This is a genomic window from Collimonas sp. GW821-FHT07E08, assembly GCF_059418905.1.
The window spans coordinates 13,373-27,613 of the sequence record NZ_JBWKQR010000027.1; the positions used below are offsets into that span (position 1 = coordinate 13,373).

The 14,241-nt window shown below is 54.3% G+C and carries 15 protein-coding genes; 12 read left to right on the forward strand and 3 right to left on the reverse strand.

The genetic code is table 11. The annotated features are described in order from the left end of the window. Positions 1 to 102 precede the first annotated feature (102 nt). The gene (locus tag AC07RZ_RS23245) at positions 103 to 2,451 is read right to left on the reverse strand and encodes a DUF6531 domain-containing protein (protein WP_494669757.1); all 2,349 of its coding nucleotides are present in this window, start codon (positions 2,449 to 2,451) and stop codon (positions 103 to 105) included. A gap of 360 nt (positions 2,452 to 2,811) precedes the next feature. On the opposite strand from AC07RZ_RS23245, the gene AC07RZ_RS23250 reads away from it, so the two are divergent. From AC07RZ_RS23250 to AC07RZ_RS23305, 12 genes are read left to right on the forward strand one after another with little or no spacing between them, the layout of a single operon-like run. Next, positions 2,812 to 3,423: a lytic transglycosylase domain-containing protein gene (locus tag AC07RZ_RS23250; RefSeq protein WP_494669758.1), complete on the forward strand. Its 612-nt coding sequence runs from the start codon at positions 2,812 to 2,814 to the stop codon at positions 3,421 to 3,423. Then, a complete protein-coding gene (gene gspG, locus AC07RZ_RS23255) occupies positions 3,420 to 3,893 on the forward strand; it encodes a type II secretion system major pseudopilin GspG (protein WP_494669759.1) in 474 nt (157 codons plus the stop codon). The genes AC07RZ_RS23250 and gspG overlap by 4 nt, the downstream gene beginning before the upstream one ends. A 50-nt stretch (positions 3,894 to 3,943) precedes the next feature. Continuing rightward, positions 3,944 to 5,146, forward strand: coding sequence for a type II secretion system F family protein (locus AC07RZ_RS23260; protein ID WP_494669760.1), 1,203 nt, complete (start codon positions 3,944 to 3,946; stop codon positions 5,144 to 5,146). After that, a complete protein-coding gene (locus tag AC07RZ_RS23265) occupies positions 5,143 to 6,837 on the forward strand; it encodes a GspE/PulE family protein (protein WP_494669761.1) in 1,695 nt (564 codons plus the stop codon). The genes AC07RZ_RS23260 and AC07RZ_RS23265 overlap by 4 nt, the downstream gene beginning before the upstream one ends. 4 nt (positions 6,838 to 6,841) lie before the next feature. Beyond that, positions 6,842 to 7,666 carry a hypothetical protein gene (locus tag AC07RZ_RS23270; RefSeq protein WP_494669762.1) on the forward strand — a complete coding sequence of 275 codons (825 nt, stop codon included), beginning with the start codon at positions 6,842 to 6,844 and terminating at the stop codon, positions 7,664 to 7,666. Beyond that, positions 7,663 to 8,211 carry a PilN domain-containing protein gene (locus AC07RZ_RS23275; RefSeq protein WP_494669763.1) on the forward strand — a complete coding sequence of 183 codons (549 nt, stop codon included), beginning with the start codon at positions 7,663 to 7,665 and terminating at the stop codon, positions 8,209 to 8,211. The genes AC07RZ_RS23270 and AC07RZ_RS23275 overlap by 4 nt, the downstream gene beginning before the upstream one ends. Beyond that, on the forward strand, positions 8,208 to 8,816 hold the full coding sequence (locus AC07RZ_RS23280; RefSeq protein ID WP_494669764.1) for a hypothetical protein: 609 nt from the start codon (positions 8,208 to 8,210) through the stop codon (positions 8,814 to 8,816). The genes AC07RZ_RS23275 and AC07RZ_RS23280 overlap by 4 nt, the downstream gene beginning before the upstream one ends. Then, positions 8,813 to 9,358, forward strand: coding sequence for a hypothetical protein (locus AC07RZ_RS23285; RefSeq protein ID WP_494669765.1), 546 nt, complete (start codon positions 8,813 to 8,815; stop codon positions 9,356 to 9,358). The genes AC07RZ_RS23280 and AC07RZ_RS23285 overlap by 4 nt, the downstream gene beginning before the upstream one ends. Next, positions 9,358 to 11,751, forward strand: coding sequence for a secretin GspD/PilQ domain-containing protein (locus tag AC07RZ_RS23290; RefSeq protein WP_494669766.1), 2,394 nt, complete (start codon positions 9,358 to 9,360; stop codon positions 11,749 to 11,751). Before AC07RZ_RS23285 ends, AC07RZ_RS23290 begins: the two co-directional genes overlap by 1 nt. Next, positions 11,748 to 12,230, forward strand: a complete 483-nt coding sequence (locus AC07RZ_RS23295) for a prepilin-type N-terminal cleavage/methylation domain-containing protein (RefSeq protein ID WP_494669767.1) — start codon at positions 11,748 to 11,750, stop codon at positions 12,228 to 12,230. Before AC07RZ_RS23290 ends, AC07RZ_RS23295 begins: the two co-directional genes overlap by 4 nt. A 7-nt stretch (positions 12,231 to 12,237) precedes the next feature. Continuing rightward, positions 12,238 to 12,669, forward strand: a complete 432-nt coding sequence (locus AC07RZ_RS23300; RefSeq protein ID WP_494669772.1) for a type II secretion system protein — start codon at positions 12,238 to 12,240, stop codon at positions 12,667 to 12,669. Positions 12,670 to 12,681: 12 nt separating this feature from the next. Continuing rightward, a complete protein-coding gene (locus tag AC07RZ_RS23305) occupies positions 12,682 to 13,179 on the forward strand; it encodes a type II secretion system protein (RefSeq protein ID WP_494669768.1) in 498 nt (165 codons plus the stop codon). Between the two features lie 138 nt (positions 13,180 to 13,317). Here AC07RZ_RS23305 and imm40 read toward each other — a convergent pair whose 3' ends face one another. Next, positions 13,318 to 13,653, reverse strand: coding sequence for an Imm40 family immunity protein (gene imm40, locus AC07RZ_RS23310; RefSeq protein ID WP_494669769.1), 336 nt, complete (start codon positions 13,651 to 13,653; stop codon positions 13,318 to 13,320). Between the two features lie 12 nt (positions 13,654 to 13,665). Further along, on the reverse strand, positions 13,666 to 14,241 hold a 576-nt coding region (locus tag AC07RZ_RS23315; RefSeq protein WP_494669770.1), incomplete at its 5' end, for an RHS repeat-associated core domain-containing protein.

Below are 14,241 nucleotides of genomic sequence, written 5' to 3' on the forward strand. Positions count from 1 at the left end.
CCTGTCGTGAGCCTTGCCACAGTAGAAGACTGCAGTTCACCGTCAACGGCACAGCATTGAACAAGGGATTAATCTCAGAATGTTCTGCAATGACAAGCTCGGTCATTGCACTGCTCCCGTGATTTGTTGTAATCGATTTAAAGCGTCCACCACACGACTGGTTTGACGCGCCAAGGCGCCGCTTGGATCTTTGACTTGCTCATTGATTCGGTTACCCATGTTGTCCAGGGTATAGACGATGCTATTGCCGAGGCTGTCGGCGATGTTGGTTAACCTATGGGCAGGATCGTAGGTGTAGCTGACAGTGGAAGTATTGGGTAGCGTGACCAGGGTCAACTGGCCAACGCCGTCGTAGCCGTATATGGTGGTTTCCACTGTACCGCCAGACGTTACCGTCTTGCCGGTCAGCCAGCCGCGTGGGCTGTAGGTCAGTGCCGTCGTGGCGCCATTGGCGTCGGTGATCAGCCCTACCCGGCCGTTGGCATCGTGGTTCGACAGCATCGTGACTTGACCGACGGCATTCGTGATTGTGCTCAGGTTGCCAGAGGTGTCGTAGGTATAGGTGGTGGTATCGACCACGTCAGTTCTGGGACCGGTGGCAGTCAATACTTGACCGACGCTGTTGTAGGTATAGCTCCAGGTACGGGCTGTACCGACCAACGTTGGCGACAAACCTTGGGCGCCTGTCGCATCGCTGGTGGCTTGCACCGTCTTGCTCAGCAGATTACCGGAAGCATCGTAGGTATAGATCGTCAACAGCTTAGGCTCGGCAATCGTCAACGGCAGACGGTACGTCGCGTGCCAAGCGGTGGTGATCGTTCTGGACTGCGGCGTACCAAACGCTTCCACCCGGCTAGTTTCCAGGTTGCGCGTCAGATCATAGCTGTAGGTGGTGATGGTGCCGTTAAAATCGGTACGCGTTGCGACGTTGCCGTTGGCGTCATACGTGACCGTCGATGACGCTGCTCCACAACCGGCTCCTCCGGGTTGGTTTTGGCCAGTGCTCTTGATCGTATTGAGCAACGTTTGGAATGCGTAAGTACGGACAGTCCCCAGGGGATCGGTGACGGCGCTTTGGCTGCCAGGCTGCGTGTAGCCGATGCTGTATTTCTCCACGCCACCGGCATGCTCGGTGGAGATCGCCTTGCCAGTGCTGTCGTAGTTGAAGATCGCGAAGCGCACATTGTTTTCGTCGACGATGCCGGTCAGCGCAGTCGGTAGATTCGCGCCGGCGGTATAGGCAAGTTCGTTATAGACATAAGTACGTGTCTTCCCGTCCTGATAGGTCACGCTGGCGAGATTGTTATTGCTGTCGTAGCTATAGCCAATTGTCTTACCGGCGGGATCCATCATCTGGCTTACACGGCTACTACTATCATAGGTGAAATTGAGTGGCCGGCCAAATTGGTCAGTAACACGTAACAGTAATCCTGGCTGCGGGGCAACCGCCGCTGGTGTAGTCGTATCGGAATAACTCAGTGTTTGCACCCAGCCTTCCCGGCTGGTGATGCCGAGTAGCTTACCGACGGTGTCATAGCTTTCCAGCGATTGATCCGCCGCGACACGATATTGCCAACCCGTGGTATTGCCATAGTTGTCTGTTTGACGCGTCAGACTATCCTTGATATCAGCCTCTGACTGATACGTTGCGCCGTTCAAGGTGAAAGTCAGTATCTTGCCATCGTCGCGTTGGACGCCAACATTGTTGGGGTAGGCGCCGTTGGTCAACACCATGCGTTCGTAGTTGCTGCTCCAGCGGGCGCCGTAGCGACCGTTGCGCGTGCTGTTGCCGTTGTAGGTGCGCTGTATTTGCACACCGTAGCCTACGGCACTCAGATAGTCCGATTCCCGTTGCCGTTTGTTGCCGTTGCCGTGGTTGATCGGATTACCGTCCTCCAGAGGACAGGCATGCCCCGTATTCTTGTCGTTTGGCGCTGCGCCAGGATTGTAGTTACAGCTGTTCGGGTTGTTGGGTTCCGTTTTGCAGGAGGGGTCGTAAGGGGATGGTGACTTACAACTACCAGTTGCAGCATCATACGGTGCAGCAGATGGACAAATGTAATCGCCGTCGTTATACGAAGGAGCGATAGCAGAAACAGCCCCACCATTATAATCAGGCTTAGTCCCCATACATATCGGTACGCCATCGGATCCAAAAATAAAACCCGTATATGTGAACCCTTGAATGGCATCACCAGCACGACAAGCAGCTTCAATGGAAGGCTGATCATGTGCACCAGCAGAACGCCACGCCGGAGCCGCATGACTTACTTTATGCACCATTATCATCATTAGTGTGATGCCGATAGCAACAAAGATGCGCTTTATTCGATAAGTCATAACCGGTAAAAAAATCACGTTGCGAGGCATGAAAATCACAGCTTCAACCCACCCTGTCGTGACCGCCAGCATGGGTATTAAGTTAGTATTTTCCACTTCCGTCATTTCCATCCCTTTTATGCGCCCGAAACTAAACTCCTGTGCCGAGCTGTCATGAGTCTTTTATTGAGCAATTTCCCTTTGCGCAACTAAGAAGCCATGGCAGATCCAGGGACAAGATCCTCTTTCCTTGAGTCAGCCCAGGTTTTCTGTGCCTCTATCTTGTTCCCCCATGCATTAAGTCACTCGCAACCGAGCGAATGTATTATGCTCAAGCAATATTTGCAATATGGAAAGCAACTATTTATTGCAGTGCACATTTGTTATTTAAAAATAACAACACCTTGCAATATCTCCCCCTGCTTATTGCCCTACTCCATTAAAATGCAAGGTCAAAATATAATTTCCCTATAGAAAAAATCCCCACGTCACATGCGCCACATCAGGTACCGGATCGTCGAAATCAGCCTCTTGAGCCTGTCATTATTGGCATCTGCACAAGCTGCCGACATTTACCAATCCGCTGATGCCAACGGGAATGTCAAATACGCAACACAAGCCTTGGATTCAAGCTTCACTCTGATTTTTAAAGATGTACCGGCCCGCGTTGTCGGCAAACGCACACGTTCTGCAACGCAGCAAGCGCTGGACCTTGAACCGCTGATTTTGGAGATGGCACAGAAACATGCTGTCGACGCTGCTCTAATTCGCGCTGTTATTGAAGTCGAATCCCAATTCAATCCCTTGGCAGTTTCCGGCAAAGGCGCCGTGGGTCCCATGCAGCTGATGCCCTCAACTGCCTTGCATTATGGCGTCACCGACAGCACAGATGTCGCGCAGAACCTCAACGCCGGGGTGCGTTATCTCAAAGATCTGCTGTCGCAACATAACGGCAATGTCGCATTGGCACTGGCGTCCTACAATGCAGGCGAAGGCACCGTTGCTCGCTATGGCCGGCGTATTCCGCCTTATAAAGAAACCATGCTGTACGTCCCCGCTGTCCTCTCTTCCATGCAAGCAGCCCAGAATGCGCTACCTCAATGACTAATTTGCAACCGCCTTTTGCCAGCAACGACCGCCGTTCTGCCTACAACACCCCAATCCACCACCAGAACCGCAAATCCGGTTTTACTTTGCTGGAACTGCTGGTGGTGATCGTCATCATTGGTTTGCTGGCCGCCTACGTCGGGCCCAAATATTTTGCGCAGCTAGGTAAATCCGAAGTAACAATCACCAAGGCACAGATCGACGCGTTTGATAAAGCCCTGGACACTTACCGGCTCGATGTCGGCCGCTATCCGACGACCGAAGAGGGGTTGGCTGCGTTATTGGTCAAGCCGACGGCGGCGGTCAACTGGAACGGTCCCTACCTGAAGAAGGAAGTGCCGCTGGATCCATGGGGACACGCCTATCTCTATCGCTCCCCAAGCAGCAAGGGCGACTTTGAAGTCATGTCATACGGCAAGGATGGCCAGCCGGGCGGCACGGACGAGAATGCCGACATTACCAACTAGCCCGATTTACACATTTTTCTTAGCCGATTCCTTTCCATCACGAGCTTCTTATGCGGTATGACGTACGGGCCTTATCTGCCGACCATGTGATGGTGCAACTCACCGTGGATGCCAATGACGAAGCGGATGCACGCCGTCAGGTCGACGCACGGGGATTATTTACCGCGACCATCAACCCGCTCAGCGCATCTTGGACTCGTGCATTGATGCCAAGGGGTCCCGGCGCCGCGCGATTTTCATTGGTATTGTTCAGTCAGGAACTTCTGGCCCTGCTAACGGCAGGCTTAAGCATCGTCGAAAGCCTGGACGCCTTGCTGGAAAAGGAAACCAGTACAAGCACCCAAGGCGTCTTGAACCGACTATTAAATGGATTACGCGAAGGCAAACGCTTTTCGCAGGTGCTGGCAGAGCAAACCGATTTGTTCCCGCCGTTGTATATCGGGATCGTCAAAGCGGCCGAAGGCACCAGTGACTTACCTCGCTCGCTGACGCGCTTCATCGATTATCAGCAACGAATCGACAACGTGCGCAATAAAATCATCAGCGCCGCGATCTATCCGCTCATCTTGTTGATCGTCGGCGGTGGAGTATCGGCCTTTTTGATCGGCTATGTGGTGCCGCGTTTTGCTGAGGTGTATCAAGGCGCCGGTCGGAAATTACCCTGGCTGTCGCAACTGCTGCTGGATTGGGGACAATTCGCGGCGACCCACACCCAGGCGATGCTGATCACCGCCCTTGTTGCGCTGCCTGCGCTATTTTTCATGTTGCGCCACTTCCTCGCCAACGGCGGTATCAGCAGACTCATGCATCGTCTTCCTGGTATTGGCGAGCGCGCCCGCATCTATGAGCTATCGCGCTTGTACCTGACGCTGGGGATGCTGCTGGAAGGTGGTATTCCGATCGTCTCTGCCATGAATACCGTGCATGAGATGGTCTCGCTGCAGATTCGCACCGGTTTATCCCATGCGCGCGAAGCAATCCAGTCTGGCGGTTCTTTGTCGACGGCTTTCGAAGTCAATCAGCTGACAACCCCAATTTCGTTGCGCATGCTGCGAGTCGGCGAGCGATCAGGTGAGCTGGGGCAAATGCTGACGCAGTCGGCAGCGTTCTACGATGGCGAAATCAGCCGCTGGATCGATCGTTTTACCCGGACATTCGAGCCGATCCTGATGGCGATCATCGGGATCATCGTCGGCGGCATCGTGGTGCTGTTGTATATGCCAATATTTGACTTGGCAGGAAGCTTGTCATGAACGCCATCGCACCACTCCCCGCCCTGCCGATCATTGACATTGCACTGGTACAGGATGCGCGTAAGCGCGCCGTCCTCTCTCAACGTTCATTTATTCTGGAATTGGAATCTCTGACCGGCCTGGAAGCACGCTCCCTGGTGGCCGCGATTGCGCAGCAATTCCATATGCCGATGATCGAGACTGGTGAGATGCTGTCGATGACACCGGCGTTCGATCTGTTGCCGCTGTCGAAAGCCATGCACCGGCGTTGCATCTTATTACGCGGCCCCGACGACAGCCTTATTGGCGTCATTCCTGATCCATTCGATACCGATATCCAGACGTGGCTGGATGTACACGCCAAAAGCCATGTCGACTATCGCCTGGCATTGCAAGCCGATATCCAAGCCTGCCTCTCAAAACAGGAAGAATCAGCTCGCGCAGTGGACAACCTGGTGCCGACTTCCACCGATAGCCGGCGCGACAATAAAACCGCCGCGACACTATCGTTTGCCTCAGTCAGCGCGGTCGCCAGTCCAGCAGTGAGATTGGTTAATTCGACGCTATACGACGCCTTGAAAGTCGGCGCCTCCGATATTCATATGGAAAGCACTGCCAGCGGCCTGGCGGTCAAATACCGGATTGACGGCGTCCTGGACCACGCCACTTCCCTGAACGATGTGGAAGTCGCCGAACAGGTGATTTCCCGCTTAAAAGTCCTGGCTGAACTCGATATTGCCGAACGGCGTGTACCGCAAGATGGCAGCTTCCGGGTAGAGGCATCCGGTCGGGAAATCGATCTGCGGATTTCCATCATGCCCAGCATCCACGGCGAAGACGCCGTGATCCGGATCCTGGATAAACGCGCCATGATCGAAGCCTATGGTGCGCTGACCCTGGAAGCCCTGGGATTCGATGCGCCGTCGCTGGCGACTCTGCGGATGCTGGCGGAAGAAGCGTACGGCATGTTGCTGGTGACCGGCCCCACCGGTTCGGGTAAAACCACCACCCTCTACGCAGCGCTGACTGAAATCCACAACGGCCGCGACAAAATCATCACGATTGAGGACCCGGTCGAGTATCAATTGCCTGGCATCCTGCAAATCCCCGTCAATGAGAAGAAGGGTCTCACTTTTGCGAAGGGCCTGCGCTCCATCTTGCGACATGATCCTGACAAAATCATGGTCGGAGAAATCCGCGACAAGGAAACCGCAGAGATTGCCGTGCAATCGGCATTGACCGGCCATCTGGTGCTGACCACCGTCCACGCCAATAACGTGTTTGATGTCTTTGGCCGTTTTACGCATATGGGCATCGATCCCTATGCGTTCGTATCGGCCTTGAACGGCATCTGGGCCCAGCGCCTGATCCGTTTGAATTGCCCGCATTGCTCAGCGCCTTACACGCCATCGGAAGCCGAACTGGCGCGTGTGCACCTGACCAGTGCGCAAGTAAAAGACTATCGCTTCAAGCAAGGCAAGGGTTGCGGCGATTGTCGCGGCACAGGTTACAAGGGCCGCAAGGCGATTGCAGAGATATTGACGCTGAGCGATGAAATACGTGAAATGGTGATTGAAAAGAGTCCGATCAGGCAAATCAAGGAAGCGGCGCGCCGCAACGGTACCCGCAGTCTGCGCGAAGCGGCATTGGCCCTGGTGCGCAGCGGCGATACCACCCTCGATGAAATCAAACGCGTGACGCTCCATGCTTAACTGGATGACGGATCGCCTCCATATCGGCTTGTCGCGTCACGGGATAGCGATATTGCACGCCAAGGGCGGACGCCGCCCAAGCACCACGGTATTGGCCGATCATGGCTTTGCGCCCGACGTCGTGGCATCTCCTGAATTATTAATAGATACGCTCCGCCAGGCCCTGGATGGTATTCAATGCCCTCGCCTGCCGACGTCGATAGTGCTATCCAATGACTGGGCGCGCTTCTGGACCGTGACACCGCCTGTCAACGCCGTACGCATGTCGGATTGCCAGGCTGCGGCGCAGTTGCGTTTCCAGGCGTTGTACGACACATCCCTGGCCGGCTGGCAGATGACCGCAGACTGGCAGATCGATACCCCCTTCCTGGCCTGCGCTATTCCCGACACACTCATCTCTAGCTTGCAGCAAGTGTCATCCGCCCATCGGCTCCGTTTGATCGAAGTAGCCCCGCAATTTATCGTCGGCTGGAACCGCTGGCGCACAACGTTGCAGCCGGCGGCATGGTTTGGCGTGACGCAGGACGACGCCATTACATTCGCAGCGATGGATCAAGGACGCCTATGTTCCATGCGTTCCGTCATCCGACAGCCGCGTGACAGCGAACGGCAAGGCTGGCTGCAAGAGCAAGTTACGCGTGAAGCGCTGCGGCTGCATATTCCGGCGCCGTCCGTAATACAGCTCTGCGGCAGCCGATCGCCGCAATGGACCAACTCCGGCAACGACAGTCTCAGCACGACATGGCTGGGTGCGCAGCCCGTTCTGTTGCATCAACCCTCTCCCTCCGCTCAAGTGGTACTGGCACACACCGGAGTGCGCCGATCATGAAGCCGATCCGTATTGATTTTGCGCCCCGCTCATTGCTGCGCACGATAGCGCGCACCAGCAGATTCAGCTGGTTATGCGCCTTACTCGCATTGACACTGTGTCTCAGCGCCATCATCGTCACGGTACACCAGACCCGACAGCAGCAGAGTCGGCAAAGACAAATCGACAGCGTATTGTCGCAAACGGATCTTCGTACCGCTGCCCGACCGGTGCAGCCGAAAATCGTGATCTCGGAAGCACAGGCGACTGCAGTGAATACAGCAGTACGGCAACTGAACTTGCCATGGCGCGATCTGTTTGATGCCATCGAGGGCGCCACGCCAGCATCGATTGCACTGTTGTCATTAGAACCGGATGCCAAGCGACAGCTGATCAAGGGACTGGCAGAAGCCAAGAACAGCGACGACATGGTGGACTATATTGCCCAGCTCAAGCAGCAGAAGCTATTCACAGAGGTCATCTTGAATCGGCATGAAATGAACGACAAGGACGTCAATCGGCCGATCCGCTTTCAATTCCAGGCACAGTGGGGGGATCGTCCGTGATTTCTTCCAAACTATTGCGGCTCGGATGCCAGTTGCGCTTGGCCCTCGTGCGTATCGGTCTGGTGAATGGCGTCAGCATTTGTGCACTGGCGCTGGGATTCGTCGGGTGGTTGTGGGTCATACCGCAGCTGCATGCCGAAGCCAAGACCCAGCAGGCAGCTTTAGTCAAAGCGAAAACAACGCTTGCGTCGCCAGCGGTCGCTATCGTCTCTTCAAAATCCGTCGCAGAAAACCGCTTGGCCGCGTTTTATACAACCCTGGCGCCGACATCGGATGCAGAACAACAGATCAAAACAATCTTTGCTATCGCCAGCCACCAGAATCTGCAACTGAACCTGGCCGACTACAAAATGGCCGCCAATGCGGATGGCCATTACCAGAGTTATCAATTGCAGTTTCCACTCTCTGGATCGTATGCGGCAATTCGTCAGTTTTGCGAGCAGCTGCTGCTGGAAATGCCGTTCGCGTCGCTGGATGAAATCAGTTTCAAACGAGATACGATAAACAGCCCGAAACTGGACGCCAAGTTGCGCATCACGCTGTACTTGGCGAACACTCGGGAATCCGACCTTGTCCCGGCTGTTAAACGAGAGGCGGCGCCATGAAGCGACGTCACGTGCTCATGTTGGCCGGGTTGGTTGGCTCCGGCTGTCTGGTCGCCTTTGGGGACAAGACTCCGGCAAACTCGATTGCCGAACCTGTCGCGCGTGCATCGTCACCGGTAAGCACCGTGATCGCGATGCCGGCGACTCGAGAGATACCCAAAAGCGGCAAGGCTGATGACCAGCGCATGGTTCTCGCTCTGATGCCGCGCAGCGTATTGCTCGATCGTTCTGGCAACAGCACAGACAATGCCCTGTTTGGCAACCAGACTTGGACGCCGCCGCCTCCAGTGCTGCCGCCGGTGAAACCAGCGCCTCCACCGCCGCCCATGGCCCCTGCCTTGCCCTTCACGTATATCGGCAAAAAACTAGAAGGGAACCAATGGGAAATCTACCTGGCGCAAGGCGAACAGACGGTGATCGCACGTGAAAAAGACGTCATCGGCGGCATGTACCGTGTCGACGCCATCAAACCACCCGTTCTCTCACTGACCTATCTGCCATTGAAGCAGGTTCAAACACTTACTATTGAAGGATTCGACTGATGGCAGGTCGTCCGTTTTTTTTATTCTCCCGCTATTCGGGATCGCGGCAAAGTTTGGTTCCTGCGAAGCTTACCCCATTCGCGGCGGCGTCCCTGTGCCTGTTTGCAGGGATGGTATTAACCGGTTGTGCCGCACAAACAAGCTATCGCGACGGCAAGGAACTTGTCGCCCACGACAAGATTGAGGAAGGACTGGCCAAATTCCAGGAAGCCAGTGCCCAGGATCCGCAGAATTTCGAATATCGCGTAGCTTTCCTGCAGACGCGTGAACGAGCGGTTTCCGGCTACCTGAGCCAGGCCGATCGCCTGGCCGCCGCTGGAAAACGCGCCGATGCAGAAAAGCTGTATCAACGGGTGCTGGCGCTCGACGCCGGCAGCGAGCGCGCGCAGGACGGATTGCGCAAGCTCTCCATGTCGGATCGCCATGCGGTCCTGCTCAAGGAAGCGCAAGTGGCCTGGGCGAAAAAGGACAGTGAATCCGCACAATTCAAGTTACGCACCATCCTGAATGAAAATCCTGACGACACGGGCGCCCTCGCGTTCCGGCGGGCAATTTCGGAGGCATTGGTCAATCCACCATTGGAATCGACATTATCAGCAGCCTATAAAAAGAAGATTTCCATCGAATTCAGGGATGCGGCGTTAAAACAGGTATTTGAAGTCATCGCGCGTTCGTCCGGGTTGAATTTCCTGTTCGATAAAGATGTCAAAACGGACCAGAAAACCTCGATCTATCTGAAGAACAGCACCATCGAGTCTGCAATCCATTTCATGTTGCTCACCAATCAGCTGGAACAGCAGGTATTGGATGCCAACACGATCCTGATTTACCCAAATACGTCGGCCAAACAAAAGGACTATCAGGAGATGGTCGTCAAGACCTTCTTCCTGACCAACGCTGACGCAAAAATGGTGGCCGCGACACTCAAATCGATCCTCAAAACGAGGGACGTCGTGATCGATGAAAAACTCAACATGTTGATCATGCGCGATTCACCGGAGGTCATCAAACTGGCGGAAAAATTGGTCACCCTGCACGATGTGCCGGAGCCTGAAGTCATGCTGGAAGTCGAAATCCTAGAAGTCACTCGCACCCGGCTGCAGCAATTGGGGATTCAATGGCCCAGCAGTCTGACCTTGACGCCCCTCGCGCTCAATGGCAATCCCTCCAGCGTCGTCACATTACGGGATCTCGGACATCAGAATGCCGGCACGATCAGCGCTGGCAATCCCAACGCCGTGGTCAATGCCAACGTGACCGACTCTGACGCCAATTTGCTGGCCAATCCGCGCATCCGTACGCGCAACCATGAGAAAGCAAAAATCCTCATCGGCCAGCGCGTGCCCAACATTACGACCACAGCGACCTCGACCGGCTTTGTATCGGAATCGATCAACTATGTTGATGTCGGGCTGACACTCAATGTCGAACCGACCATTTACCTCGATAACGATGTCGCCATCAAGGTCTCCATGGAGGTCAGCAACATCATCAGCCAGATCACCACCAAGGGCGGCTCTACTGCTTACCAGATCGGCACTCGCACTGCCAGCACTGTGCTGAGCCTGAAAGACGGTGAGACCCAGGTCCTGGCAGGTTTGATTAATGATGAAGATCGGCGTGGCGGCAACAAGGTGCCGGGTATCGGGGAAATACCAATTCTCGGGCGCCTGTTCGGCACCTCTTCCGACAACAAACAGAAGACGGAAATCGTATTGTCGATCACCCCGCACTTGATCCGCAATATCCAGCGGCCGGACACATCGCTATCGGAATTCCGCTCGGGAACAGATACGAGCTTCCGCGTCCGTCCGGAAGGCGGCGGGAACACTCCCATGACGATAGGCAGTCCAATACCTGGCGACGCCAGCAATGGCGTGCCGGCGCCGGGTACGAATGCACTACCAGCGACGCCGACGCTTCCTGGCGGCGCCACGCCGGCAATCGGCGCCGGCGGCGTCCCCAGTGCGGCATTGATTGGTACGCAGCTGCAGTGGCAAGGACCGGCGCAAGTCAAGGCAGGCGGCTTATTTGCCGTGCAGCTGATGATGCAATCGGATCAGCCGGTGACAAGCTTGCCAATGGCTGTAGGCTTTGACAAGCAGGTACTGCAGGTGATGAACATCACGGAAGGAGATTTCCTGAAACAAGGTGGTGCGCAAACCAGTTTTAACAGCAAGGTGGATAGCACAGGCAAGATTCTGATGACAGGCACGCGCACCGGCGATGGCGGCTCCACCGCCCTCGGCACCATCGCCACGATTAATTTCAAAGCCTTAACGACTGCGGATGCGTCCCAGGTTCAGTTGTTGACGTTAGCGCCGATTGGCGCCAAAGGCAACCAGGTGAAGGCAGCTTTGCCGGCAGCCTACCAGGTGCAAGTACAGCCATGAAGGCAGAATTGCGCGCGCGTGGATTTACGCTGATCGAGTTGTTGATCACGCTCGCCATCTTGGCAGTCCTGGCCGGCGTCGCCGTGCCTCTTGCCCAGGTAACAATGCAGCGGCACCAGGAACAGGAATTGCGACGTGCCTTGTGGGAAATCCGTGGCGGTATTGACGCCTATAAGCGCGCCAGCGACGAAGGACGGATTCCCAAATCGATCGGCGCCAGTGGCTATCCGAGTACGCTGGCGATTCTGGTGGAGGGATTGCCGGACCAGCGCGATCCCAAGCGTTCTAAAATCTTCTTTTTACGTCGGATCCCGGCCGACCCGATGAATACGGACAATACGGATGATCCAGTGGTGTCATGGGGAAAACGCAGTTACGCCAGCGAAGCCAATGATCCCCAGGAAGGTGAAGATGTCTATGACGTCTATTCCACATCGTCCAAAGTGGGCTTGAATGGCGTTCCTTACAGAAAATGGTAATGACATGATGTTCCACCTTCAACTGAAAGCGCGGAAGGACCAAGCCTTCTCATCAGATGATGCAAAGCTACGCCATCGTGGTTTTACGTTGATCGAATTATTGGTGGTGTTGGCGATTGTGGCTTTGCTGGCGACAATTGCCCTACCGCGTTATTTCCAAAGTATCGATACGTCCAAAGAAGCCATCTTGCAGGAGAATTTGCGTCTCACACGCGACACCATCGACAAATTCTATGGCGACACCGGGCGTTATCCGGAATCCCTCAATGAACTGGTGCAGAAGAAATATTTGCGCGCCTTACCGATGGATCCTATCCTGGCGAGCGCCACCGCCTGGGTAATTGTGCCGCCGGACGATACGGCCAAAGGAAGCGTCTATAGCATCAGAAGCAGTGCGCCAGGCAACAATCGAGCAGGTAAACCTTTCTCAAGCTTGTAGAAGATGATGCCTGTGTCCCGTACGGTTCCCGCACGAAAGTCACTTTATCGACATGCCGGATTTACCTATCTGGGCGTCTTGATTCTCGTGGCGATTCTGGGTATCGCATCGGTCGCGTCATTGCAAATCGGAGCCCTGTTGCAACGCCGTGCCGCTGAAGATGAGCTCCTGCGCATAGGTAGCGCGTTCCAGAACGCATTGATCGGCTATAGCAACGCAACTCCGCCTGGTCAAACGCATGCCCCACGCTCGCTGGAAGACTTATTGAGAGATCCACGCTACCCAGGGACACGACGGTACTTGCGGCAACTCTATGTAGACCCCATGACGGGCAAAAACGAATGGGGAGTCGTCGACTCCCCCGAGAACGGCGGCATTATTGGAGTGTTCAGTCTGTCTGAATCTGCCCCAATCAAGATTGGTAATTTCGAATCGGAATTTGCAGACTTTACGGGGAAAACATCTTATCGGGACTGGCAGTTCACAGTTCCAACAAACATGCTTCGTTAAGAAGCAAAAATCGCGTTCTCAGTATGTGAACTGCAGACCACAATTACCAAGCCGCGCTCATTAATGCTTCTTCACGAAATCACTTTTTACGTTGGAAGTTGGATCCGCCAACTCCCCGATAAATGCGTCGCGAATCCATTAGACATCAGGGACTATGGCAAAAAACACCTGTCCTACCGGAGTTTGATAGTTGGCAATATAACTCTTTGCCTTAACGACACTTCGTTCAACGAAATCAGATTCAGATTCTCCATTTTCACGGTTGCAATACCAACTATCGTAATTTGATTCAATATTTTCACCACCATCCACGTAAACGTCCCCTCCCAATACTGCTATCCCTAATTCGAATAGTTGCTCAAGCGCTACCATAGCAGCATATTGGTCAAGTGCCCAGTTACGGACCCCTGCATTTGCAAGAGAACGACCAACGTTTAAGATAGAGTCAACTTTTTCAGACCAGATATATTCCATAATTTATCGTCCTCAGTTTGCCCTAAAGAAACGATGGTTAATTGCCCCATCAGCCTCCTTTATAAATTCGAAATTACCACTCTTACCTTGATATTCACCCGGGATCTTCAGCATATCTCGAGCAATCCCATCCCCTCCCGTGATTTTGCTTACTTGTCCAGCATCCTGAAAGGCTGTCACACTCTCAGGGAATCCATGAAGATCCCCTCTCTTCATCTGTCCCAACACTTTGTCAGTATATTTTGTCCCAGCAAAGAAATCCTTAGTAGCAACTTTACATATTGCCGCCTCTGTACTCAATCCTCTGATTGCTCCAGCAAGACCAATCGCACCAGCTTCAACTGGTAAACCAGACAAACCTCTCAAGATCGCATCAACAGGACCTTCAGATTTAAATCCAGCCACACTGGCGTTCCACCAATCCCCGATTGCTGATAAACCAAGCGGATCCACAAACGTAACCGGATTCGCCTCGACATAGGAGAAAGTATTAATTCCGCCGCCCAGCCCGATTGGATCAGACTGCACATAACGTCCCTGCTGCGGATCATAATCTCGATTGATGTTGTAGAAGTTGTTGGTCTCTTT

What these genes read in the sequence shown, in the direction of transcription:
- AC07RZ_RS23245 (WP_494669757.1), bottom strand. Translation starts at nt 2,451, where the DNA reads ATGGAAATGACGGAAGTGGAAAATACTAACTTAATACCCATGCTGGCG.
- AC07RZ_RS23250 (WP_494669758.1), top strand. Translation starts at nt 2,812, where the DNA reads ATGCGCCACATCAGGTACCGGATCGTCGAAATCAGCCTCTTGAGCCTG.
- gspG (WP_494669759.1), top strand. Translation starts at nt 3,420, where the DNA reads ATGACTAATTTGCAACCGCCTTTTGCCAGCAACGACCGCCGTTCTGCC.
- AC07RZ_RS23260 (WP_494669760.1), top strand. Translation starts at nt 3,944, where the DNA reads ATGCGGTATGACGTACGGGCCTTATCTGCCGACCATGTGATGGTGCAA.
- AC07RZ_RS23265 (WP_494669761.1), top strand. Translation starts at nt 5,143, where the DNA reads ATGAACGCCATCGCACCACTCCCCGCCCTGCCGATCATTGACATTGCA.
- AC07RZ_RS23270 (WP_494669762.1), top strand. Translation starts at nt 6,842, where the DNA reads ATGACGGATCGCCTCCATATCGGCTTGTCGCGTCACGGGATAGCGATA.
- AC07RZ_RS23275 (WP_494669763.1), top strand. Translation starts at nt 7,663, where the DNA reads ATGAAGCCGATCCGTATTGATTTTGCGCCCCGCTCATTGCTGCGCACG.
- AC07RZ_RS23285 (WP_494669765.1), top strand. Translation starts at nt 8,813, where the DNA reads ATGAAGCGACGTCACGTGCTCATGTTGGCCGGGTTGGTTGGCTCCGGC.
- AC07RZ_RS23290 (WP_494669766.1), top strand. Translation starts at nt 9,358, where the DNA reads ATGGCAGGTCGTCCGTTTTTTTTATTCTCCCGCTATTCGGGATCGCGG.
- AC07RZ_RS23295 (WP_494669767.1), top strand. Translation starts at nt 11,748, where the DNA reads ATGAAGGCAGAATTGCGCGCGCGTGGATTTACGCTGATCGAGTTGTTG.
- AC07RZ_RS23300 (WP_494669772.1), top strand. Translation starts at nt 12,238, where the DNA reads ATGTTCCACCTTCAACTGAAAGCGCGGAAGGACCAAGCCTTCTCATCA.
- imm40 (WP_494669769.1), bottom strand. Translation starts at nt 13,653, where the DNA reads ATGGAATATATCTGGTCTGAAAAAGTTGACTCTATCTTAAACGTTGGT.